Here is a 25701-nt window from a genome sequence, read left to right on the forward strand (position 1 = left end):
ATATAATAAATGAAAAAACTTCCTTTCGGAAGTTTTTCTCTATAATCGTGTAATTACTTAACGTACATTGCTTTTTTGATCTCTTCTTTTACTTTTTCAAGTTTCGGGAACCATTCTGCAAATAATGCTGCAGAGTAAGGAGCAGGAGCATCAGGAGTTGTAATTCTCTTAATTGGAGCATCCAGATAATCGAATGCTTTCTGCTGTACCATATAGGTAATTTCAGATGCAACAGAACCAAATGGCCACGCTTCTTCCAAAACAACCAGTCTGTTTGTCTTTTTAACGGATGCCAAAACAGTATCATAATCCAACGGACGAACTGTTCTAAGATCGATAACTTCTACAGAAATACCTTCTTTAGCCAAGTCTTCAGCAGCCTGAATGGCAAGTTTCATGATTTTTCCGAAAGAAACCAGCGTTACATCAGAACCTTCTCTTTTGATATCTGCTTTCCCGATAGGTAAATAGTATTCTTCTTCAGGAATTTCCATTTTGTCTCCGTACATCTGCTCAGATTCCATGAAAATTACCGGATCATTATCCTGAATTGCTGTTTTTAATAATCCTTTCGCATCGTAAGGATTTGAAGGAACGACCACTTTTAATCCCGGACAGTTGGCATACCAGCTTTCGAAAGCCTGAGAGTGCGTTGCTCCCAACTGACCTGCAGAAGCTGTAGGACCACGGAAAACGATCGGGCAGTTCCACTGTCCTCCACTCATCTGACGGATTTTTGCAGCGTTATTGATAATCTGATCAATCCCCACCAAAGAGAAGTTGAACGTCATAAATTCTACGATCGGTCTGTTACCATTCATTGCAGCTCCCACAGAAATCCCTGCGAAACCAAGCTCAGCAATTGGTGTATCGATTACTCTTTTAGCACCAAATTCATCCAGCATTCCTTTTGAAGCCTTATATGCACCGTTATATTCTGCAACTTCCTCCCCCATTAAATAGATGGATTCGTCTTTACGCATTTCCTCGCTCATTGCCTGTGCAATTACCTCACGAAAAGTATATTCTGCCATATTTATTTGAAAAATTTAGAGTACAAAAGTAGTGTTTTTTTATTATTTACATAACAAAAACGACATTTCATTTAATGAAATGCCGCTTATTAATTTTTATTTAATTCCGGTTAATTAACTTTCTGCCAGGTCTGTGATCTTCCGATGAAAGATAAACCAATATATCCTCTCACATTCAGGTTATCGCCGCTTCTTGTGATCGTACACTTGTACGTTTTTCCTGTTTTAGGATCTGTAATGGTTCCTCCTGTAAATTCATCCCCATCCTTTTTTAGGTTTCTGATGATTTCCATTCCCTGAATAGGCTTATTTTTTCTGTCGTCTTTACATTCCGTACAGTTCGGGTTTGCCGGTTTTATCAGCAACTGGGAAATTCTCCCGAAATACTGATCTCCTTTTTTATAGATCTCAACAATAGATTTAGCCTGTTTTGTTTCGTCATCTATGGTTTTCCATTTTCCTTCAATCTGCGCAAAAGACATTACTCCGAATAATGAAAGCGCGAAGGTTAACAATAATTTTCTCATATTTCTTATAGTTTTAATTTCAATAAAATAATTTCGTTGTCTATTATTGCTAAAAATATAAATTAATTTTAAAACAACAAAAAATTTTATTATCCTTCACATAGATTACAAGATATATACCAAAAAAACAGGACAAAAAGTGGTAAAATGCAATATCCAGCACAACATTCAGTAATGAGAATCAATTCATTATGATTTAATTCATTTTTCTGTTTATTACCCGATCCATATAATCCTGATACCAGGCTTTGGCAATTTGTTTTCCTTTTTGCGCTTCCGGATCAGATCTCAACTGATCCATCAGATTTTTTTCCAATCCTAAATCAGACTGATCAAAGATCCCCACAATCTCTTTTCCATCGAAACGGTAGATGTAATTCCCGATGATAAACTGCTCCACCGTTCCGTCTGAATTGGCAATAATGGGCGAATACTGCTTCTCGCTCACCAGACTTCTTCCCCAGCTTCTGATTTTTTTATGATAACCGATTAAATCTGCAAGCGTAGGATAAATATCAATCTGCTGCGCGAGTTCAGGATTTACGCCTTTTAAATTGTATGCAGGATTTGGTGAATAAAAGATTAAAGGCACTGCGAAACGATTCATTGTTTTATCGTATTCGGGATAATAAATTTCGTTGGTATGATCTCCCGTAAAAACAAAGATGGTATTATTGAACCACGGTTGTTTTTTAGCCGTTTCAAAATACTTTCTGATCGCATAATCTGTATATTGGATCGGTTCATGCATCTGAATTTTTCCTTTTTTAAACTTTCCGTTGTATTTCTCAGGAATTTTAAACGGATGATGTGAAGATGCCGTGAATACGGTTGTCATAAAAGGCTGCTTTTTCCCTACATTTTTCGCAAAATACTGTAAAAAAGGTTCATCCCAGATTGCCCAGATTCCGTCGAAATCTTTATCGTTATTGTATTCTGTCTTTCCAAAATAGTGTTTGAAGCCTAAGATGTTTCCAAAGCCCAAAAATCCCATGGAACCATTCGGAGCGCCATGATAGAAAGAAGTATCGTATCCCATTTCGTTGCAAACGGAAACAATGGACTGGATTTTTTGGTTGGAATACGGCGAACTTGTAAAAGCGTCGGTTAAACTCGGAATTCCGGCAAGAACGGAACTCATCCCGTGAATCGACTGTCTTCCGTTGGCAAAAGTGTTCGGAAAAATAAGACTCTGCCCTGCCAAACTGTCGATAAACGGAGTGTAAGAAACGTAATCTTTGATATTTTTGTCTTTATTGAATGCTCCTGAATATTCTCTTCCGAAGGATTCTACAATAAAAATAACAATATTTGGTTTTTCTGCGACTTCCCTATTATATTCTTTATAAGGATGAATATTCTGTTCAATAAATTTTTCATCTACAAAATGAACTTCCTTAAAATTATTCGTATTTAAAGTTCGGAAAAAGGAAAACGTACTGTTCAAAACGACATTTCCCTGCGCCGGAATTTTCACGAAACGATTGGCATCCACCAGATTGATGGGTCTTGTGCTGTGCTTAAAGTCTCCACGGATTCCACCGACAGCCAAAACAGCCGTTATGCAAAGCGTTATCACAGACCACACAAAATACGGAACCAGCTTTTCTGGTTTGTTTTCCTGAACTTTTACTTTTTTATAAAGAAAAATCCAAAGGATCATTAAACCAACAAATCCAATCAGAACAAAAGGATTCTGAGCAACAGAAGTTGTAAAAACCTTAAAAATATTGCTTTCGTGCTGCGCAACCTGCAACGCGGCAGAAGTAAGCCTCATCTGCGAAAATCTGAAATACACCATATCTCCGAAATTCATTGCATAAGCAATTCCGTTGGTGATAAAATACAGCCAGAAAAGAAATTTCTGATAACTTTTTTTAGTATTGATGATGACCGGAATGATGCTCAGAAGAATAAAAAGGGCATTTACATATAAAATTGCCGTTGTATCGAACGCAATCCCATGGAAAGACAGACTGAAATAATCTGAAACAGAATCGATCTTTATTAAGTCTTTATTAAAGTACCAGAATAAAAATCTTGCGATCTGATAGAAAAAATAGGCTAAAAAAATTCTGTACAAAAGCACCAGAACTTCCTGTTTTCTAAATTCTTTAAACAATTTCATGCTGCAAATTTACATTAAATTCGAATTAATTTAACAATATCTCCCTGTAACGGCTTATCAATCCACAATAATTGATGCACCGTTTAATTAACGCTTTGTTACTTTAATTTATTAATTTTGTGCCTATGAATTTTATTAAAAATAATCTTGCCAACGCGATAACGTTAGGAAACCTGTTTTCCGGATGTATCGGCGCCATTCATCTTATTTCAGGAGATTATCAGACGACTGCGATTTGCATCGTGCTTTCTCTGGTTCTGGATTTCTTTGATGGTTTTACGGCAAGAGCGTTAAAGGCAAACTCCAATCTTGGAACCCAACTAGATTCTTTAGCAGATATGGTGAGCTTCGGACTGGTTCCGGGACTGACGATGTTTAAAATGCTTGAACCGTTTGGAACGGATCTCTTTGGGATGACCTTACCGTTTGGGATTCAATATTTCGGGTTGCTGATTACATTATTTTCCTGTTTAAGACTGGCAATTTTTAATTTAGACGAAGATCAGAAATATTATTTTAAAGGACTGAATACGCCGAGTAATACGATTTTAATTTTCGGACTGTTTTACGCTTTCAAAGAAAATCAGAGCTTTGAATTTCTCATGAATAATGAACTTGCATTGATTGTTTTAAACGTAATTTCTTCCTGGCTTTTGATCTCGCCGATAAAAATGATCGCGATGAAATTCAAATCGATGAAACTGCAGGATAATTATCCTAAAATTGCGTTATTGGTTGGTTCTGTTATTATTTTAGCTATCTTTAAAACGGTCGGAATCCCGATGGTGATTCTTTATTATATTTTAATCTCAATTATATTTCAAAAACAACTAAAATAAATTTATGTGTTGAATAATGGACATTTAAATCCATTTTCAAATTACCACATTCTCAAATTTTCAAATTATAAAAAATGAATTTAAAACTACATAAACCGCTCTGCATTTTTGATCTGGAAACCACAGGAACGAACATCGGGAAAGACCGTATTGTTGAAATCTGTATTTTAAAAGTAAATCCTGATTCGTCGAGAGAAAGCAAAACATGGAGGGTAAATCCTGAAATGCCGATCCCGAAAGAATGCAGCGAAATCCACGGAATTTATGATGAAGATGTAAAAGATGCGCCCACCTTTAAAGAAATTGCTCCAAAAGTGATGGAAATGATTACCGGTGCGGATTTAGGAGGTTTCAATTCCAACAGATTCGATGTTCCATTGTTAGCGGAAGAGCTGCTTCGTGCCGAGTTTGATTTTGATTTGAATAAATTCAAACTGGTTGATGCACAGACCATTTTCTTTAAAAAGGAACCCCGAAATTTGGGAGCTGCCTATCAGTTTTATTGCGGAAAAACACTGGAAAACGCCCATTCTGCGGAAGCCGATGTTATGGCAACTTTCGAAGTACTTGATGCGCAGGTCGGAAAATACGATGATGTACCGAACGAAATCGCAGAATTAAGCAATTTTTCGTCTCAGAACAAATTCGCAGATCTTGCCGGAATGATTCACTTCAACGAAAACGGACAGGAAATCTTTGCTTTCGGAAAATATAAGGGACAAACGGTAAAATCTGTTTTCCAGAAAGATCTGGGCTATTACGGATGGCTTCAGAACGCTGATTTCCCATTGTATACCAAAAAGGTTTTCACGAAAATCCAATTATCAAGCAAGTTTTAAATGATAAGTGAGCCGGTTAAAAAGATGCTTTAATGAGCGATTGATTATGACGGTTCTATTCCTAAAGAAGTAATTTTGGAAGATAAAACGGAACTTGAACAGATCAGATAATACAACAGCTCGAAGAGGAAGACAAGCAAACCATTTTTCCGGCTCGTGGAAAAAATGCTTACCCATAAAAAGTTTAAAGATTTTTTTGCCAAAAACGCAGCTACGCTATAAAACACATAACCCACCGCTTTCCGGTGGGTTATTTATTATTGCTAACGGATTAAAAATCCGCGAGATCATGGCATATCAAAATTTATGAGACTGAAATCTGTCAGAAAAAAGAAATAGTATCCAAAAAAGAAAACCAAAAATAATATCAAATATTATATTAGCAGATTTTAATTGATGATGCACTATAATATTATATATAATATCAATCCCTATGATAATTCCACAAAATTTCAATAAATATATAATTGCTCTTATAATAATTCTACCGTTTATCATTACTTTTTATTCTGATTTATATTTTTCTCAGCGTTTTCATCATGTTCTCTTATTGAATTTAATTGATTAAAGGTTCCTGAATAAAAATTATAAATAAACCCAATTACAAGACCTTTTATAGAAGGTTTTTCAAATTTCCCTTTCTCTATAGAAGATAAACCCATACCAACTGCCAATCCTTTTAAATCAATTGTATAATCAAAAATGGTTGCTAAATTATCATTATAAATAGCACGATCTACTAAGGTAATAGAATTGTAAGTTGAATAAATAGATCCCATTCCTCCAGCATGAAGAGCATTTGCATCAACCATTTGACCAGATAATTTAACCCAATGATTATTATTTAATTGATATGTATTTTTATCATTCGAATAAAATTTATCACCATTCTTATTTAAATCACCTGTCGGTCTATCATCCACAGCAGTCACAGATTTACCTGTTTCTCCTAATTGTCCTGTTGAACCAGCATCAATGTTTTTACCTAAAATATTATCAGTTACCGAGCCATCGCTATTTAAATTATAACTTGAAGTAATTTCTTGATTATCTTTTCCTAAATTATATCCAGAAACAGCTTTACCACTAGCCGCGAAATATTTTGCCCCTTCAATTTTATTGTCTTTAAAGAACTGATCTGCGTTATCTTTATTAAGTTTGGAATTATATTGGTAATTACCATCTTTGTCTGTGTACCAATCTGCTCCTGTAGGATCTGTCCTGATAATGGGATTATTACCAACATAATTATATGGTGAGTGTGAATAGTAAAATTCACTTAATAAATCTTGAACACCCCAACGTCCAATATCGGGCATATAAAACCTTGCTCCGTAATCATACATGCCGGATTCCTGCAGTTCCTTCCCATTGTATTTATAATTTTTATACGAACCCGCTCCGAAGAAAGAATTTCCACTCTTCAAATGATTCATTCCGAAAGGGTAATAATCATTTACATCTATAATTTCAAGAGCGCCTGCGCTGTTTCTTCCGAAACTTACCCTCGTATTTCCCAAATGATCTTTGTATTGGTAAATATACTGATCTTTTTTGTAATCATAAAATCCTTCTGCGGTTGGGAAAAACTCTAAGTCAGGAGTTTTAATCATTCCACACCTCCTAAATCAACAAGATTGAAAGCCTGCATTTCCATAGCCCTGCTTTGGGGAGCCATCATCATCATGGCTTCCATCGGAGTATTCCTGTTGATAAATTGGTTTTTGTCGCTAAACATTTCGGGATTTCCGTAGATGATATTATTTTCTTCAATGGAAAAAAACAAAACAGTTAAAACTTATCAATGAACTCGATGCCGAAGAAAAAAACATTCTTCTAAAACTAATCGAAACTTTCGTTTCTAAAAAACGATTTAAAGATTATCTACAGAAAAATATTGCTACGCTATAGTTTCGTTTTGTATGACAAAACGAAACAACTTTATAAAACACAAAATCCACCGCAATTGCGGTGGGTTATTTATTATTGCTCACGGATTACAAATCCGCGAGATTGGGGTTAAAAATCCGCGTCATCGGGATTATTTATCCCAACCTATGTGATTTTCTAAAATTACCGGATCTGATATTTTATTAAAACCTATTGGCTTATAAAAAATTAATGTTACAGTCAAAGGTTTTTTCATGTTACTATAATCTTCTTTTTTAAATATATATTGTACATATTTCATCTTTATATCTGGTGATAAACCTATTGTATCTTTAATTTTTATTTCATCTTTTAATTTTTCTTGTATATTTAAAGCTTTGTAATGCTTGTGTAAAAAATACAAATCACCTGCTGTTACACCAGGAAAATTTTCAGATTCGTAGATTAAACCATTATATGATTGCAAATCATTATTCTTAACAGCAGTCCAATATTCTCGAACAGTATTTTTGATTTGCTCTTCATCTTTTTGTTTCTGATTTACACAGCAACTGATGCTTAATAATATTAAGATAAATGAAATATATTTAATTGTTTTCATTATGGTAAAACTTTTTTATTGGTGTTCAACTGCTCGTTAAGAGGCTGCACAGGCAAATTATTATTTCTTAGAATTTGCGTTCCATTTTGGATGATTAATGAATTTGGCATCAATCCTGCTCCCGGATTTGGTACAGTTCCATCAAAAACAAAATTGATCACATCATTTCTTGTTTGTTGGTTCATTTCAATTCCACTTTCATTTACCAAATCTATAGCTCTATCCATTGTTTTAGCTTGAGAATTAATAAGTTTCACATCTTTAGAAGCCTGTACATATGCTTTTGTACTTTTAATGGCATCAGGAACATTAGCAGCCAGATCTAATAATCCTAACAATTCTTGTGCGCCTCCCAGTCCTGCGCTTAATTTATCATAGAATTTAATCCTTGGGTTAGTAATTACCCTTTCTTTATTCCTTCTATAGGTCTTAAATTTTTGGCTGTCAGCACTTTCCGGCATTTCCTTTACATTTTCCATAGTTCCTCCGTTTGGAGTAGGACCGCTATAAGCATAAGATTTTAATTTTAAACCGCTGGAGCCATCAGACATTCTTGCAGCACCCGGATTATATCCTTGCGTGGATAATCCAATATCCGCTGGTGTGAAGGTTGCATATCCATTACTTATCTGTGATATTGGTGCTCGGACAACTCTCATTGCATTACCATGGATTGCAAAAAATCCAGTATGATTTTTCAATAGTTCCAAGCCTTCCAACTCGACTCCCATTCCCATTTTATTTTCCTGAAATGCATACGTAGAATTGTAAGTATATTTTTCTGCCAAAGGATCAATATTAAAGAACCTTCCTACATCCGGCATATAGTTTCTCCACTTAAAACTGTAAAAACCAGTCTCCTGTAATTCCTGTCCCTGATACTTGTAATTTTTATACGAACTCGCCCCAAAGAAAGAATTTCCACTCTTCAAATGATTCATTCCGAAAGGGTAATAATCATTTACATCTATAATTTCAAGAGCGCCTGCGCTATTTCTTCCGAAACTTACCCTCGTATTTCCCAAATGATCTTTGTACTGGTAAATATACTGATCTTTTTTGTAATCATAAAATCCTTCTGCGGTTGGGAAAAACTCTAGGTCAGGATTTTTCATTACGTTAAACGCACCTACAGGCTGAAACCCTCCGATGTCATCAGGACTAAATGCCTGCATCTCCATAGCCCTGCTTTGGGGAGTCATCATCATCATGGCTTCCATCGGATAATTTTGAAGATAAAACGGAACTCGAACAGATCAGATTAATACAGCAGCTCGAGGAGGAAGACAAGCAAACCATTTTTCGCCTCGTGGAAAAAATGCTTACCAATAAAAAGTTTAAAGATTTTTTTGCCAAAAACGCAGCAACACTATAAAACACAAAACCCACCGCTTTGCGGTGGGTTATTTATTATTGCTCACGGATTACAAATCCGCGAGAGCGGGGTAATCGGGCAGCCTCTTTTGTGTTGCTTATTTTTATTTTCCATTAAAATAATTTGCAAATTCTAAAAGCTTAAGATCCACCGCTCTTCCTAATTTTTTATTTTGAGTAGTTTCAACTAAATAATTTAAATCAGTTTTGCTGATTATCTCGTCAAGTTCAAAATTCATAATATAATTATAAAGTCTTATATGACTTTTGTAATCTTGTGTTACCCTATAACTTTTCTTAAGTTCATCAATGTATATTCTTTTATTTTTTAAATCAAATATTAAATCATTAACAATTACTTGGTTCTTGACTATCCGCTTAAGGTTTCGACTATTTTTAATTATTTCAAAATCTTTTTGTCTATAAATCTTCTTGTAAAATATATGGTTGTTTGCAAAGTAATCTAAAATTGAAAGTCTAAATAGATAATACTTCCTATTGGTTAAATAATTTAAATATCGTTTATAAAAACTATTATGAACAATATTTAATTCATCAGCTAAATTAATTATGAGAGAATTATACCAATCATTTTTTGTGAGTTCAAAATCAAATATAAAGGATTTGAAATATTCAAAATTACTCTCATCCTTAACAAAATCATACTCTTGCAAAAAATCTATTCTTTCACTTAAATATCTGCTTTCAAAATGAGTTTTCAAGTTATTATCTTCTGCCTGTTCCTGTACCTTTTTCTCCACTTTTTTTCTGTTTATTACGGGTTGTACGTGCTTTTTGTTCTTTGACAAGTCTTTGCTTTAATGCTTTTTGTTCCTTTGACAAATTACCTTTCAAACCTGCTAATTCTGTAGCAATATCTTCATCCGACCATCCAATTAATCCTGTATCTCTTTGGTTTCCTCTCGCGACCTTTGAAAAAGCCAAAAAGTCTATAGGTTTTTTAATACCACTATCGTCAACAGGAACAGGAACGCCATTAATATCTGTTTCCTCTCCAGCATCAGGAAATACATCAGGTGTACCAGAGGCAGTTTCTTCTGCATCATTTTGTTCAGACAAATCTCTATTTTTAATGACATCGGAAGCTTTATCAGCAATATCCCAAGCCGCATACCCTACTAATGCATAATAAGCAGCTTCCAAAAGATAAGCCGCAACAGGTATTGCTGGCGCAAAAGCCTTATGTGTAAAAGAAAGTCCTGCTGTGTTTTTTTGTAGAGGTTTTGATGCGGTAACTACAACTTCTTCAATAAGCTTACCTCCTTTAGGACCATATATTTTTTTAGGATCCGGATCTTCCCCCTCCATTCCTGTAGGATCCCAAAAATTAATTGGATTGTTCCAAACATAACTGTAAGCTTCGTGGGTGTATTGGCTTCGTGGGTCAATTACACCCCAACGTCCAATATCGGGCATATAAAACCTTGCACCATAATCATACATACCGGACTCCTGCAATTCCTTTCCGTTGTATTTATAATTTTTATACGAACTCGCCCCAAAGAAAGAATTTCCACTTTTTAGGTGATTCATTCCAAAAGGGTAATAATCATTTACATCTATAATTTCAAGAGCTCCTGCGCTATTTCTTCCGAAGCTTACCCTCGTATTTCCCAAATGATCTTTATACTGGTAAATATACTGATCTTTTTTGTAATCATAAAATCCTTCTGCCGTCGGGAAAAACTCTAAGTCAGGAGTTTTTTGCTAAAACAAAGCTACGCTATAAAACACAAAACCCACCGTTTTGCGGTGGGTTATTATTATTATTATTATTATTATTATTATTATTATTATTATTATTATTATTATTGCTCAAGGACTACAAATCAGCGAGATTGGGGGGCTTCAGTACATTTAACATATTTTTTTATATCAGATAATATGTTTGTCTTATTGTAAATTTGTAATTCTATTGAATAATTATTTTTTAATAAACTTCCATTCCCAAGCCACTTATTTTTCCTAATATATTTATCCATTTTTATTTTTTTAGGAATAAAAGCAAGATTTGAATATATGTAAAATAAATTATTGCTCTGTATAATAATAGTATATAAATTATTGTCTTTTATTATTTTAGAAACTCTTCCGCCTGATAATGAAAAAACTTTAGGTTTTTTAGATTTAATGACAAGTGAATGAGCTGGGTTATAATAAGGTTTGGATAAAGTAGAATCTGCATTTGTGTAACAAATACAGTCTTTCATAGGTTGTTGTTTACTTTGTGAATAAAAAATGCCACTTAATAAAAAGAGAAAAACCTTAAATAATCTTAGTTGCATATCTAATTAATTGATTGATTATACATTTTCTGTGCTTCTTTTTTAGCATCTATTTCGTGCTGTCTCTCATTGTAAGGTTTACTATTTTGATTCTCTATATATTCCCCTGTATCAGAATTTTTTATTTTTTCCGTAAAATCCATTGAATTTTGAATAGAATGCACAGCTTCTTCTCCCCCTGTTTTTATATCTCCCATATTATTTCCTTTTTCTCCATCAGTCATCTCTCCTACAGCATTAGCTATACCTATTTGTTTTTCACTTAAAACAATATGTGTCTCATTCCAATCAGACGTTTTATCATATTCTCCCGTATTTTTGTTAAATGTCCCTATTGTATTCATTGATTTTGAAGAAACACTTCCAGTACTCTTCATTTCATTATACATTTTTCCTGTCATTGTTTCTCCATTAGCTCCAGATCGGGAAAGATAGCCTGCTTCAGTTTTTGTATCATTACCACCTACATAATGAATATAGATAGTCCTTTCTGAGTCAACCATTTTCTGCCAAGTTTGTCTTCCAGCCTCTGATTTAGATAGAGCACCTTGTAATCTTTTTGCATCGGCACTTTCAGGATTTCCAATTTTTAAAGGTCCACGCCCATCAGGGTCAATAAACATAATCGGGTTGTTGAACGCATAATTATATGGAGAGTGTCTTCTCATTTTCTCCGCGAGCGGATCCACGACGCCCCATCTACCGATGTCCGCCATATAAAATCTCGCACCATAATCATACATGCCACTTTCCTGCAACTCCTTTCCATTGTACTTGTAATTTTTATATGAACTTGATCCAAAGAACGAATTTCCACTCTTCAAATGATTCATTCCAAAAGGATAATAATCATTAGCATCCACAATTTCAAGAGCGCCTGCGCTGTTTTTCCCAAAACTTACCCTTGTATTTCCCAAGTGATCTTTATACTGGTAAATATATTGATTTTTTATGTAATCGTAAAATCCTTCTGAAGTCGGCAAAAACTGCAGTTCAGAATTCTTCAGCATTCCCACAGGTTCCAGACCTCCGATGTCCACAAGTCTGAATGCCTGCGTTTCCATGGCTCGTGAACTCTCAAGATTGGATGCTGAAAAAGACGAGCTTCCTCCGCCTCCGCCACCTGAATTAGTGATGTTCTGATACTGGAAGCCGTCAAGGTAATCGATGGTCTTCACAGAGGTTGTGTAGCCGTTAATTCCGGAAATCGTTGTGGTGTTTACCTTACGGAGCTTTGTTCCGTCGGCGCGGTATTTTGTGTCCAGTTTCACCATTTCAATGCCATCTCTGCTGTATTCCAGATGGTGGGGAAGGTTTAAATGATTGTATTTAATCACACTGATTCCCTTATCCGGCATACTGATCATGTTTCCGTTCACATCATATCCGATGGTTTGTCCGCCGCCTTCGTATCCTGTTGCATTTTGTGCATAATCATTGATGCTGGTAAGCCTGTTGCTGGTATTGCCGGAAGCATAGATGTATTGCAGGTTATCAATCATGGTCGGCGTTGTATTCCCATATTCCAGAACCGAGGTTCTGTAAAGACTGGTGATATTTCCGTTAAGATCATACGCTAACGATTCCGTATTTTCTTTACTGTTCGGGTTTTGGGGATTCTGGTAAAACCCTGCCGTTAACCTGTTAATTTTATCATACGCATACCCGTATCTTTTCGGAAACAAAACCCACCGGAATTGCGGTGGGTTCTTTTTGTTGCTCACAGATTACAAATCCGCGAGAACAGGTATACTATCGAAAAGATTTTGCTTTATTAGTATATTCAATTTTATAATTCCTTTTATTTTTTGCAACATATATAAATTTATATTTAGGCAATTTTTCAGAATTTAATTTGATATATTTTTTATTATCAACTATAATTGAAACATCTTTATCGTTTTCTACTATGCAAGAACCTGCATAGCCTAACTGTTCAATTGTTTTTAGCTTTCTATCGAATACTATTTTACCGTTTACTTCTATTTGAAGTTTATTATCAAATGATTCGCAAAAATATATTATTGACTGATTGTTATTTAATTTTGTTTTCTCAAGTAAAGAAACTGAATTAATATCGCTTTTATCGACGTTTAATCTCTTTTCATAAATTGATCTTACACCTTGACAACTTATTAAAAATAAAATTAAAAACAAAAATATTTTACTATTTACTTTCATTATTTAGTCTTTTTTTGTTGTTTTTCTACTAATTTAATAACTTGCGTTCTTTGAGTTGGACTGATCTGAGTACCCCCTGGCGATTGTGATTCTCGCATTAAACTTTTTGGATTTTTTACAGTTTCTTTATCATTATGTTTTAATCCTAAAACATGACCATCTTCATGAGCTCCTGTAACTGCAACTGCTGAACGATCTTTTGTAAAATCAATATATCCGTCTTTAGTCCATTCTATTCCTGTTGTTCTTCCAACACCTATTTGTGTTCTATTTGATTGTGTATCTCCAATTTTATCTGTCAAGCCATCTGTAGTTGCAAGTACTCTAGTACGATCATTTTCGTTTAAATTCTCTGCTCCTTCTACACCTGTTAAATCATATCCCATATTATAATCCCAGATAATAGATGCTTTATCGCTTTGAGTGAAAGTAATGTTTACTTGATTTCCTTCAGAATCCTTGCCCCCAAAAGAGGAAATAATTTGTTGCTCTCGTTCTTTTGCTAATGTTGCTACTTGCTGATTTGTGAGAGCATTAATTGTATTATTAGTCAATTTATAAGTAAGGTGAAGATTGACCGTTTTATCTTCTAAATTTCTACTTGCAACCCATTCTAAACCTTCCAATTCTCTACCATCAACAACTCTGTTTTCTGCAAAGGCATAAGTAGAATTATATGGGAAGGATTCTGCTAAAGGATCAATATTAAAGAATCTTCCTACATCCGGCATATAATTTCGCCACTTAAACGAATAAAAACCAGTCTCCTGTAATTCCTGTGACTGATATTTGTAATTTTTATACGAACTCGCCCCAAAGAACGAATTTCCACTTTTTAGGTGATTCATTCCAAAAGGATAGTAATCATTAACATCCACAATTTCTAGAACTCCTGCGCTGTTTCTTCCGAAACTTACCCTTGTATTTCCCAAGTGATCTTTGTACTGGTAAATATATTGATTTTTTACATAATCATAAAATCCTTCTGCCGTCGGGAAGAATTGTAAGTCAGGAGTCTTTATGGTAAGCAGTGTATTGGTGCCTGTAAGATCAACCAAGCTAAAAGCCTGCGGCTCAAAAGCTCTTGAAGTCATCATCATTTCAGTACTTCCGCCACCGCCTGTATTTCCACCTGTTGTACTGAAATACTGGAAACCATCCAGATAATCTGTTGTTTCCTTAGTGGTAGTTGTCCCTATAATTCCTATCGAAGTTTTCGTAGTTTCCTTTCTTACCTTGCTTCCGTCTGCTCTATATTTTGTGGCAATATCGGTGGTTAGCTGTCCCAGATTAATTGTTAACGAATTGGGCAGATTCATATAATTATAACCGATGGCTGTAATGCTTTTATCGATCATATTTTTCATGTTTCCGTTCACATCATACCCAATGGTATTTCCCGCTGTTCCTTCATATCCGGTAGAGTTTCCGCTGATGTCTTTAATTTTAGTTGCTCTGTTTCCGGTATAATCGTAAGTAAGATTATCAATTACCGTTGCTGTAGTGCTTCCGTTTTCCATCACCGAAGTCCTGTAAAGGCTGGAAATATTCCCATTCAGGTCATACACCAGAGATTCCATATTTTCCTTGCTGTAAGGATTCTGTGGATTCTGGTAAAACCCGGCTGTAAGCCTGTTAATTTTATCATAGGCATACCCGTATCTTTTCGGGGTTGTTGATGGATTTGCCCCAATAGATTCTACGGCTCTCCAGTCTACCTCTGTAATATTCCCGTTGTATTTCGGGACAACATTCTTTCCTGAAAACTGAGCTGTATCCGGATTTTCGATCCCCTCGCGACTGGTATATTTTATTTTGTAGGAAAACAGTTTTCCGCCAAGATCCGTTGCCGCCATCTGGTTTTTGTTGATGTCTGTCATCCATCCGCGGATGTTGTAGGTGTAATCGATGCTCTGAAGATTATTTCCTACTTTCTTGTTCACAAGCTGTGACAGGTCGTTGTAGGTGTTTTCGGCAAGCAGTTCTTCAGGATTATTGTCTACCTGATGGTAATGTTTTACCAACCTGTTTTGGGAATCGTACTCAAATCTTTCCTGTACCGTTACCCCGACTTCGCCCTGCTTTCTGAGGTTAAAAATGAAAAGCATTTTATCTTGTGCTGCTGTGCTGCTCTTTATAACATAAAACCCACTGCTTCGCGATGGGTTATTTATTATTGCTCACGGATTACAAATCCTAAAAATAGAAATGAATACTAGTTTCATATAATAAAGCGAGTTCAAACATTTTATTGATCTCTTCTGCGTCGTTAGTTTTCTTCAATTCATTCAATGAAAGACGTATTAAATTTAAATCTGTAATATGTTCATCTTCAAAATCATCAATATTACTGTTTGCTACTTTATTAATAAGAGTAAATATATTTGCATTCAATAGCTTTTCAAATTCATCACTCTCAAGATTTAATTCTACAAGTTGATCTGGATTTGCTGTATCATAATCCAAAGCAATTTCAGCTTCTTTATTTTTTGGTACTATTATTATTTTTGACATATTTAATCAATATTATTAAAATGAGTTACTTGATTATATTCACCTTGACTTCTTCCTAATTGTTTTCCATTTACAGTTTTATTATTCGGAACATTTCCATCTAGATCCAAATATACTCTTCTTCCAGATAAATTAGTATCTTCTATTCTAAAGTAATTTCCTGCATTATCATAAACAACCTGTAATCCTGTTTCAGAATTATTATAAATAGTCTTCCCTGTAGTAGTTGTTACTCCTTGTGATTCTGGGGCAATTTTTTGTATTGTCTCTGATAAACTAGCACTTTCCCATTGAGAAGAATACTGCGCAGCTCTTTCAGCACCACCACCTCCAATTAAAGAATTCATTTGTGATCTGGAAAGTTGCGATCCATTTAAAGAGCTAGTCGATGATTCAGTTTCCACTACTCTCGCTCCTTTAGCAGCTCCAGCAATTCGCCCTGTACCCTCTGCTACTGCTACTGCTAAACCTTGAGCTCCAAGAGTACCTAAAGCTTTACCGTCTCCTTTCGCTGCTTTAAACACATTTTTAACCATATCCGTCGTACCCATATGGGTCAAATTGGTTATTTTATCAACAGCAGAACTATATTTACCAGCTTTTGCATCATTTATTGCTGTGCCAATAGTTGTTCCAATTACTTTCCCTGGTCTTGCTGCCAATTGAATACTACCTACGACTATATTTTTTGCTTCCTGTTTAAAGCCTGTCCAAACGCTATTCCAATATTTTCCACAACATTGAGCTTCTCTACCATCAGGATCAATAAACATAATCGGATTATTGACAGCATAGTTATAAGGTGTAAATCGTCTTGACTTTTCTGCCAGTTCATCCACTACACCCCAGCGTCCGATGTCTGCCATATAAAACCTTGCGCCGTAATCATACATGCCACTTTCCTGCAACTCTTTTCCGTTGTATTTATAATTCTTATACGAACTTGATCCAAAGAAAGAATTTCCACTTTTTAGGTGATTCATTCCGAAAGGATAATAATCATTAGCATCCACAATTTCAAGAGCGCCTGCGCTGTTTCTTCCGAAACTTACCCTTGTATTTCCCAAGTGATCTTTATACTGGTAAATATATTGATCTTTTTGGTAATCATAAAATCCTTCTGCAGTTGGGAAAAATTGTAGGTCAGAATTTTTAATCATTCCGATAGGTTCCAGACCTCCGATGTCCACAAGACTGAACGCCTGCGTCTCCATCGCTCTGGAACTCTCAAGATTGGATGCTGAAAAAGACGAGCTTCCTCCGCCTCCGCCACCTGAATTAGTGATGTTCTGATACTGGAAGCCGTCAAGGTAATCAATGGTCTTTACAGAGGTTGTGTAGCCATTAATTCCGGAAATCGTTGTGGTGTTTACCTTACGGAGCTTTGTTCCGTCGGCGCGGTATTTTGTGTCCAGTTTCACCATTTCAATGCCGTCCCTGCTGTATTCCAGATGATGGGGAAGGTTTAAATGATTGTATTTAATCATACTGATTCCCTTATCCGGCATACTGATCATGTTTCCGTTCACATCATACCCGATGGTTTGTCCGCCGCCTTCGTATCCTGTTGCATTTTGTGCATGATCATTGATGTTGGTAAGCCTGTTGCTGATATTGCCGGAAGCATAGATGTATTGCAGGTTATCAATCATGGTCGGCGTTGTATTCCCATATTCCAGAACCGAGGTTCTGTACAGACTGGTGATATTTCCGTTCAGATCATACGCTAACGATTCCGTATTTTCTTTACTGTTTGGTTTTTGGGGATTCTGGTAAAACCCTGCCGTTAACCTGTTAATTTTATCATAGGCATACCCGTATCTTTTCGGGGTTGTTGATGGATTGGCACCAATAGATTCTACAGCTCTCCAATCTACCTCGGCAATATTTCCGTTGTATTTCGGGACAACATTCTTTCCTGAAAACTGTGCTGTATCCGGATTTTCGATCCCGTCGCGACTGGTATATTTTATCTTGTAGGAAAACAGTTTTCCTCCAAGATCGGTAGCCGCCATCTGGTTTTTGTTGATCTCCGTCATCCAGCCGCGGATGTTGTAATCGTAATCGATGCTTTGCAGGGGCGCAGAACCCGATGTAGAGCCTACTTTCTTGTTCACAAGCTGGGACAGATCGTTGTAGGTATTTTCGGTCAAAAGAATCTCAGCATTATTATCTACCTGATGGTAATGTTTTACCAACCTGTTCTGGGAATCGTACTCAAATCTTTCCTGTACCGTTACCCCGACTTCGCCCTGCTTTCTGAGGTGATAGGTATTGGTTTTTAAAGGAACCCCAACAAAATCCAGTTCAGTTTCGGTGTTGGTATACCCTCCGAGATGGTTGGTGCTTTTGGTGGCAATGGCTCTTCCCATCGAATCGTAATAGCTGTAGGTTTTCGTCCAGTTGTTGTCCTCGATGTTTTTAACGTAGGCAGCGGTTAAAATTCCCATCGTGGAAGCATCTTCACTGCTTCCCAGCGTCTGTTTCATCGTATGCTGTCCCAGAACCGTTGCCGGAACTGCCGGAGCTTCGGGAGGATAGGTATCGTAATAATTAACCGAAAGCAGGGTCATGCTTCCTGTAGGAAATGCCTGTTTGTCGTAGTACACATCCAGTCCCTGCAGATTAAAGGAGGTGGAGGTTCTTCTTTCGGTATTGTAAGGATTGGCGGTCATGCTGTTCAGGGCATTCTGCATTACCTGTCTCGATGCGGTGTTGGAGAAGAAACCGGTATACGCCACTCTTCCGAACTCATCATATTTGGTAAAAAGCCAGCCTTTGCTTCCGAAGTTATTGTTTACTGTTCTCAGGATCGCATCCTGTGTGAGCACCACACGGTCCTGTTTATCGTACACCATCAGTTCCCACTCTTTTCCGGGCAGTCTTTTTTCAACCAGACGGTCTCTGCCGTCGTACCGGTACTGGTAGCAGAGCTCGTTTAAAATCGCATCCGTAATCAGGTTACTGTTATCTGAAATCTGTTTTACCGCTTTCGGGGAAAGGACGAAAGCCAGCTGGTTGTATTCGTTGTACACGTAATACGTGTCCACATTCTGTGCCCCGTCATTTCTGCGGATCAGAATCGTCTGTCCCTGTCCGTTTTTAAATTCCGTTACAGGGTTTCCGTCTTCATCGGTTACGGTGTTTTTATACAGTGTTGATGCGGGATAATATCCCGAATTATCCGTAGAAACCGAAAGCGTGGAAACCATGGTGGAAACATTGTTCACGGTACTGGTGGTTGTACTGGTGATAAATTTCTTCACCTCTGTTCCCAGGTTGGTTTCGTACTTCAGCTTCCGGGTGTGTCCCGAGCTCATCTTCCATGGCTCTCCCGGGCTTGCCTGCTGCAATACCCTGTCCAGCGGGGAGTTTTCCATTTCCTTTTCAGAATATGCATTGGAAACCCCGTAATAGGAGTTGGCTGCCGTTTCATCGGTAATTCCGGTATGGATGGAGGAGTTCTGGGTCGTAGCAGGAACGGGAAGGATGTTTTTCACCTGTCTTCCGAAGCCGTCATAGGTAACGGGGGTTACCAGGTCTTTTCCGCCGGGTGTCGCTTTTACACTGATGATCTGCTTGGGTCTTCCCAGACCGTCAAAGTAAGTGATGGTCTCGGATTTCCGGCTGCAGTCGTCATTCAGACAGCTCCGGGACTGTATGTAGTTCTCGTTCTGGGACTGTGCGAAGGACATCGCGGCAATGCTCAGCCCCAACAGGGAGAATGTTTTGGTGGTACTGTATTTTCTCATGTTTGTGTTATGGTTTGTAGTTGTACTTGTTTTCAGACATTTTTTTGTTGATATAGCTTCCTGCGCTGTTTTTTCCTCTTACTCCTGTTTCTTTCAGCCTGTTTGCCGAATCGTAGGTGTAGGTCTGTCTTACTCCGGACGGTGGCGTGATGCTGGTTACCCCGATCAGCGGATCGTAGGTGTAGGTGGAGATCAGCTTTCCTGAAAGAGCCGGCTGTTTCCTGAAGCTGCTTAGGGCATCGAGAAGAAGGCTTTCCTGTGCAGGATCTGCGGCATCATTGTCGGAAGCTGTTACAATCCCTGAAACCGGAACTGAGGAAGTCAGCTGATCGTAAGTGATTCCCTCCACCTTGGCAATGGGCTGGGTTTTGTTGTATCCCCAGACAATGGCTACCGGAATTCCGTCTTTGGTAGTGTACTGAAGGATGTTTCCTTTTTCATCGTATTTGTCGTAGGTAACATCCGTGGATGAAGTACCGCTGAGTTTATCGTACGATTTCTGGGATAACGGAAGCACGAGGTTTCCTGCCTGAGGCGTAGGAAGGGAAACCGGATAAACCGTTTCTGTTTTGCCCAGTGTTTTGGTAACACCGCCAACGGTTTGCGTAACGGTGGTTTCCAATGGAATACCGATCATGTTCTTAGAGATCATCAGCTGGTTGTTTTTTTCGTGGGCGTATTTATAATTTGTCTCTGTGATGCTGTTCTCAGGGGTTGTGAGGGTTTGTTTGGTAACCTGGCTGTGCATTGAAGAGTAGTCATAATTTTTTGTGGTAATCAGTTTACGGTAGTTAGGGTTGAGATAATCATCATAGGATGGGTCAGAAAGAGAGGTTTCTAAAGGCATATAATCTATATACTCTACCACTTCCTCTTTGCGAAGCTTAGCATCTATCGTGTAATGATTGTATAATCCCAAATGATAATTAGAAATTCTTTGAACATCTCCATAGCTGCAAAGCGCCAATGTGCTTTCATCATACATTTTAAACACAATGAGATTAGGCTGTGCTTTTAAAATCTGATAGTTATAGGAATAATTGGTTTGTCTGTTTCTGAAAATATTATTGCCTACCTTTACAAAATCCCTGGTTCTCAACACATTACCACTGAACGTCAAACGGTTGGATTTTGCACTGAAAAATGCGCTTGTAATAACGTTCTGTATAAAAGCACTATAGTTAAGTCCTGTAGATACACTTGAAGACCAATATCCGGGTCCCGGATCAATTGTTAAAACCTGATTAGGCTCGTTATAATCTTTTCTGAACATTTTTTCATAACCACCGTTTTCAAAATGGTCTCCCCCCACACTGGTCGTTACAAACTCATAACGCTCCTGAAGATTGCTGTTGTACATATCACTCGTATTATTTGAACTATGCAAAGCATACGTTATAGCAGGACCGGCAGCATGATGATCTCCTATAGAAACAGTGCTTATCTGAGGAATTGTTTTTAAAACAGGTAAACTTTGATGATCGTAAATTTCGGCAGGATTATAATATAATCTTTTATAGCTTTTCACCACTCCCTGATCGGTATCTTTTATAGATTTTACCCTTATTCCATAGCCGTCTACAGAATTGTCAGAAAGTTGGGTGTAGCTTAATGCAACGTTAGCCATAACATAACTGTTTACAGATATAGGAGGATTATTGGCTCCTGCCTGTGCAATCAGCTTATAATGTTTGTCGGGTAAAAATTGAAATGTTTGGGTTTGTATCTGGCTGCTGTATCCTAATATACGGCCGCCGGTTAATAGTGTCTGTCCCGTGTCAAGATCAATTAATTTCCATGAAAACTGTTGGGTATGATTCCCGTTATAATTATCAGAACCCATTGAATAATTAATATTAACTGTTTGAGGCTGATAAATATTTTCTATGATCCACTCACCATATAAACGGTCAGGCTCCATAACATTATTATTGAAGAGCAGATTTACTCCTCCGTTTATCTGCTGCAGATCTCTCATAGGAGGAGCTTCATATTCAATGGTGGTTTTACCTCCTGTAGGATAATTCACTTCGGTTAACAGACCTTTGGAAGCATAGAAAAAATCTGGTGTTCTTTCTCCGAAAGAATTTAAAACAGCAGGGGTATATGCCGGTGAAAGCGGCAGCATATAATTATGAAAAGAAGCAATTAAAGACTGATTCAAGGTTTTGTTATTATAATAGCCATACATATCCTGTTCGTAAGAAATTCTCTTGGGGAGTTCTAAAGGATCATTGTAAGAAAAATTATATTTTTTTTCAAAGACATTATTTTTATACAGCTGAACAGAGGTAAGAAAGAAACGTTGGGATCTGTTATTATTTTTGGCACCGTCAAAAACATAATTAAATACTATCTTCTCTTTTTCCGTATTATTTTCTTTCAGTTCAATGGACGATAAATATGTTTTGAATTCAGAATTGATCTTTGTATCATAATTGAACTTTATCATCCGATTGCTTTCGGTTGAAGTGATCTGGCTAATTCTTTTTTTGTTTAATACATATAATGTCTGAAAAGATTTTTTTATCTCCGGTGAAAGAACAGAAACAGGATTATTAGATGGATCTAAATTGTTTCCTGAAAATAAATAGCAGATATCATTTTCGAAAACCGTATGGGTTTCAAAATCGGAGTTTTCATATGTAAAAGAGATTTTTTCATTATTAGGATGGATAATTTCCTTTAAGAAATAAGAAGTATCGGCATAATTGCTTATTCCGCCGGGAGCAGGCATCATCTTAGATCCCGTCATTTCTCTGTAATCCAGTGAACCTCCGAAAATGTATCTTATCCCGTTTGTATCCGTCATTTCAAACCCTGTAAAGCTTCTGTTTCCTAAGTTGGGATCAGCGTTAATTGTCTTAATCTTTACATCAGAATCATTCTTCATAAAGTAAGGGTTAAAGTTTTCGTCCAAATAAAAAGATGCAGAAATATTATGTACTTTGACATTAAAAACATCTCTTTCCGAATCTATTGCCGTAGGCTGATAGCAGACTTTTCTTAAGATATCATCTGCTGCGCAGTCAGAAGCGGCATTCTGAGTAATTTCATTATAATTTTTAGTTAATCTATCAGTGTTTTCATCGGGAAGTCCATTTACGGTGCGGCTTATAATTCCTCCGGCATTTATCATCCATGTCATTCCTGTATCATTGGGAAGGTCATCTACCTTAACCCCGGCACCAAAATATTGTAATGATAGAGCGGTTGAAATTTTATTGCCATTTAAGCTGAGCAGCGGAATATTTATATTTAATTTTCCGGTATGCTCATCTTCAGAGACACTTTTTTCTCTTGTAAACTGAAAAGACTGGGGAGAACTTGGAATAAAGCTTAACTCCTGTCCTGAAATAAGTATTACAGGACAAAAGACAATTCCTATTAAATATTTTCTCATTTGTATTATTTTTTAATCAATTTGGCATTCGCCGTTTTGTCATTGGTTTTCACCACCACCAGATATGCCCCCTGAATCAGAGGCTGGGTATTGATCTTGGTGATCTTGTTTTTTGTTTTTACCGTTTCGAGCTTTCTTCCGCCCATATCATACACCGCAATCTCAGCCTCAAATGCGCCTTCTCTCAAGCCCTCAAACCCAAGCTCCACATACACATAATCCGTTACCGGGTTCGGGTAGATCCTGATATCCTGCTTTTCGATCAGCTGGTCAACCTGTTTGTCACCCAGCTTTACGATCTTCCAGTTTTCTTTGCCCAACTCCTCTGCGCTGGTTCCTGCGAGAACAATCGATCCGTCACGGTTCAGCTTAATATCAGATAACCGTTCCTCTTTCTTTCGGGATTCTCCTTTTACGTGCTTTCTCCACTGCTCGTTTCCGTTCTGGTCCAGATACAGCATCCAGAAAGTCTCGTCATCATTTTCAATCCTGCCTTCCGCCTGTGTGTAACCGCCCAAGAGAATTCCCTTAGACTTCCCGCCTCCGTCTTCCTGCTTTCCGGCAATGACGCTCATTCCCATCAGAACATCCCTGTTTTTAAAGCTGTAGGATTTCTGCCAGAGTTCTTCGCCCCTTTCATCAATGGAGATCAACCAGAGGTCTGTACCCTCTTCAATACCGACGGATTTATTTCCCGATCTTTCCGATCTGGATTCCCCACCGATCAGATAGCCTGTTGAAGTTAGTGCCAGTGTTCTTACATGATCATCGCCTTTTCCTCCGAAATTCTTTTCCCATTCCACTTTTCCGTCTTTCGAAAGTTTCACGATCCAGTAATCGCCTTCGCCAAAATTTTCTGTCTGCTTGGCTTTACTTCCAGCTTCTGCCTTCCCGCTTCCTACCAAAGCCCCGCTTCTCGAATAGATCCCTAACAGGGCTCCCCCGTCTTTGGTAGGAATCATCTTTTCCACTTCATCCAGACCTTTACCTCCTAATACCAATTGGGATAGTTCCTTCCCGTTTTTATCCAGCCGTACTACCAGAACATCTTTGGAGCCGTAGCCTTTCGGTGGGTTCTGCACATTGCCAGTGACAAAGAATCCCATATCTGTGGTCTGAATCACCGCCCTTACTTCTTCATCCGCAGCACTGCCTATGGTTTTCTGCCATAATTCATCGCCGAATTCGTTGATGCGGATCAGCCAGAAATCCGATCCGCCTTTGGAATCGTCTTTTTTATCAAGCCCTCTCCCCGAATAGCTGGAACCTGCCAGAAGAAATCCTCCTTCCTGCGTATTAACCGTTGCCGACAAAAAATCATGGTTTTTCCCAGAGAAATATTTTTCCCATACCTCTTCGCCCTGCTGGTTGAGTTTTACCACATGGAAATCGTAACCGTTGTTCTGCTTTTGGCTGCCGGATGCTGGCTGATGGTTGTCAGGACGGATGCTGCTTCCGGTAATTAAATACTGTTGATCGATGGTCGTGGTGACCTGTGAGAGAAAGTCCTGCGTAGAGGACCGGATGTCTTTCTGCCAGACTACTTCCTGGGCATATACCCCCAGAATGCTGCACAGAGTGAAGACACTCATGCTGAGTTTTTTCATACTTAGTGTAATTTTAACGTTATTGTAAAGGTGAAATTAAGAATAGAACGGGTTAAAAAAATAAGGAAACCCTCATTCTTAAAAAATTATCCCGGATAGAATCTGCTCGAAAATCATTTATTGTATTCATGGTTTTTGTTTTTTTATCGGCTTTTGACAGCCTGTTTTTAGTTTTTTTAAAAATCAGAATGGTAAAAAGCTTTTAGTCTTTTTATCTTCTGCAAAGTTACACCCCTGTAACGACAAAAGGTGTCGTTTTATTTTAAAGATGCAAATATTTTTAAAAAGGTTGGAAATTAATCGAAAAAAAAAGAAAGCGTGGAGCTTCCCATTTTCCCGTTATAATCTGGAAACGAAATTAGAGAAAATATTTTTCAACGCAAAATTTATTTATTGTGCGCTTCGGCTCCGCTCAGCGCACGATGGTGAGTGTAATTGACAATGATTTGTTTAATGGAATTGCAGCACCGTAGGCTTCGACTCCGCTCAGCCTACAGTGACAGGTTTGCGTTACAATGATTTGTTTAAAATAGTGTGGCAAAGATGTGCGCTTCGACTCCGCTCAGCGTACGGTGGTGGGTTGATTGACAATGATCTGTTTAAATGGAGTTGCATTGATGTACGCTCTGCAGAGTCGAAGCGAAAGATATCCGCCTTAAAATTTTATCGGAGATAAAATCTTTGCGCCTTAATAGATAGAGCATGA

The 25701-nt window shown here is 37.4% G+C and carries 19 protein-coding genes; 2 read left to right on the forward strand and 17 right to left on the reverse strand.

Annotation, left to right across the window (positions count from 1 at the left end; all coding sequences use genetic code 11):
• Window positions 1-53: 53 nt before the first annotated feature.
• The 3 genes from KKI44_RS09060 to KKI44_RS09070 form a co-directional block, all read right to left on the reverse strand.
• Complete coding sequence (locus KKI44_RS09060) at window positions 54-1034, reverse strand: pyruvate dehydrogenase complex E1 component subunit beta (protein ID WP_076396100.1); 981 nt, start codon at window positions 1032-1034, stop codon at window positions 54-56.
• Window positions 1035-1144: 110 nt separating this feature from the next.
• Window positions 1145-1561, reverse strand: a complete 417-nt coding sequence (locus tag KKI44_RS09065; RefSeq protein ID WP_214590705.1) for a DUF2147 domain-containing protein — start codon at window positions 1559-1561, stop codon at window positions 1145-1147.
• A gap of 196 nt (window positions 1562-1757) precedes the next feature.
• Entirely contained in the window at window positions 1758-3689 is a 1932-nt protein-coding gene (locus tag KKI44_RS09070) for an LTA synthase family protein (protein ID WP_214590706.1), read from the reverse strand.
• 125 nt (window positions 3690-3814) lie between these two features.
• Here KKI44_RS09070 and KKI44_RS09075 point away from each other — a divergent pair, with 125 nt between their 5' ends.
• Entirely contained in the window at window positions 3815-4528 is a 714-nt protein-coding gene (locus KKI44_RS09075) for a CDP-alcohol phosphatidyltransferase family protein (RefSeq protein WP_214590707.1), read from the forward strand.
• A gap of 74 nt (window positions 4529-4602) precedes the next feature.
• On the forward strand, window positions 4603-5367 hold the full coding sequence (locus tag KKI44_RS09080) for a 3'-5' exonuclease (RefSeq protein ID WP_214590708.1): 765 nt from the start codon (window positions 4603-4605) through the stop codon (window positions 5365-5367).
• A 497-nt stretch (window positions 5368-5864) separates the two neighbouring features.
• On the opposite strand, the gene KKI44_RS09085 is transcribed toward KKI44_RS09080, so the two are convergent.
• The 14 genes from KKI44_RS09085 to KKI44_RS09150 form a co-directional block, all read right to left on the reverse strand.
• Window positions 5865-6980 carry an RHS repeat-associated core domain-containing protein gene (locus tag KKI44_RS09085; protein WP_214590709.1) on the reverse strand — a complete coding sequence of 372 codons (1116 nt, stop codon included), beginning with the start codon at window positions 6978-6980 and terminating at the stop codon, window positions 5865-5867.
• Complete coding sequence (locus KKI44_RS09090; RefSeq protein ID WP_214590710.1) at window positions 6977-7153, reverse strand: hypothetical protein; 177 nt, start codon at window positions 7151-7153, stop codon at window positions 6977-6979. Before KKI44_RS09090 ends, KKI44_RS09085 begins: the two co-directional genes overlap by 4 nt.
• A gap of 255 nt (window positions 7154-7408) precedes the next feature.
• A complete protein-coding gene (locus KKI44_RS09095; protein ID WP_214590711.1) occupies window positions 7409-7858 on the reverse strand; it encodes a hypothetical protein in 450 nt (149 codons plus the stop codon).
• Window positions 7858-9078 carry an RHS repeat domain-containing protein gene (locus KKI44_RS09100; RefSeq protein WP_214590712.1) on the reverse strand — a complete coding sequence of 407 codons (1221 nt, stop codon included), beginning with the start codon at window positions 9076-9078 and terminating at the stop codon, window positions 7858-7860. The genes KKI44_RS09095 and KKI44_RS09100 overlap by 1 nt, the downstream gene beginning before the upstream one ends.
• Window positions 9079-9336: 258 nt before the next feature.
• Window positions 9337-9993 (reverse strand): hypothetical protein, encoded by a 657-nt coding sequence (locus KKI44_RS09105; RefSeq protein ID WP_214590713.1) that lies wholly within the window; start codon window positions 9991-9993, stop codon window positions 9337-9339.
• Window positions 9959-10870 (reverse strand): RHS repeat-associated core domain-containing protein, encoded by a 912-nt coding sequence (locus tag KKI44_RS09110; RefSeq protein ID WP_250902185.1) that lies wholly within the window; start codon window positions 10868-10870, stop codon window positions 9959-9961. The genes KKI44_RS09105 and KKI44_RS09110 overlap by 35 nt, the downstream gene beginning before the upstream one ends.
• 212 nt (window positions 10871-11082) lie before the next feature.
• Window positions 11083-11463: a hypothetical protein gene (locus tag KKI44_RS09115; RefSeq protein ID WP_214590714.1), complete on the reverse strand. Its 381-nt coding sequence runs from the start codon at window positions 11461-11463 to the stop codon at window positions 11083-11085.
• Between the two features lie 77 nt (window positions 11464-11540).
• Complete coding sequence (locus KKI44_RS09120; protein WP_250902186.1) at window positions 11541-13262, reverse strand: RHS repeat domain-containing protein; 1722 nt, start codon at window positions 13260-13262, stop codon at window positions 11541-11543.
• A 28-nt stretch (window positions 13263-13290) separates the two neighbouring features.
• On the reverse strand, window positions 13291-13719 hold the full coding sequence (locus KKI44_RS09125; RefSeq protein WP_214590715.1) for a hypothetical protein: 429 nt from the start codon (window positions 13717-13719) through the stop codon (window positions 13291-13293).
• On the reverse strand, window positions 13719-15827 hold the full coding sequence (locus KKI44_RS09130) for an RHS repeat-associated core domain-containing protein (protein WP_214590716.1): 2109 nt from the start codon (window positions 15825-15827) through the stop codon (window positions 13719-13721). The genes KKI44_RS09125 and KKI44_RS09130 overlap by 1 nt, the downstream gene beginning before the upstream one ends.
• 88 nt (window positions 15828-15915) lie before the next feature.
• Window positions 15916-16233 carry a hypothetical protein gene (locus KKI44_RS09135; RefSeq protein WP_214590717.1) on the reverse strand — a complete coding sequence of 106 codons (318 nt, stop codon included), beginning with the start codon at window positions 16231-16233 and terminating at the stop codon, window positions 15916-15918.
• A 2-nt stretch (window positions 16234-16235) separates the two neighbouring features.
• Entirely contained in the window at window positions 16236-19985 is a 3750-nt protein-coding gene (locus KKI44_RS09140; protein WP_214590718.1) for a DUF6443 domain-containing protein, read from the reverse strand.
• Window positions 19986-19992: 7 nt separating this feature from the next.
• Window positions 19993-23388: a hypothetical protein gene (locus tag KKI44_RS09145; RefSeq protein ID WP_214590719.1), complete on the reverse strand. Its 3396-nt coding sequence runs from the start codon at window positions 23386-23388 to the stop codon at window positions 19993-19995.
• Window positions 23389-23393: 5 nt separating this feature from the next.
• Window positions 23394-24995, reverse strand: coding sequence for a T9SS type A sorting domain-containing protein (locus tag KKI44_RS09150; RefSeq protein ID WP_214590720.1), 1602 nt, complete (start codon window positions 24993-24995; stop codon window positions 23394-23396).
• Window positions 24996-25701: the final 706 nt, after the last annotated feature.

Source organism: Chryseobacterium sp. ZHDP1 (assembly GCF_018603435.1).
Taxonomy (GTDB): Bacteria; Bacteroidota; Bacteroidia; order Flavobacteriales; family Weeksellaceae; genus Chryseobacterium; species Chryseobacterium indicum.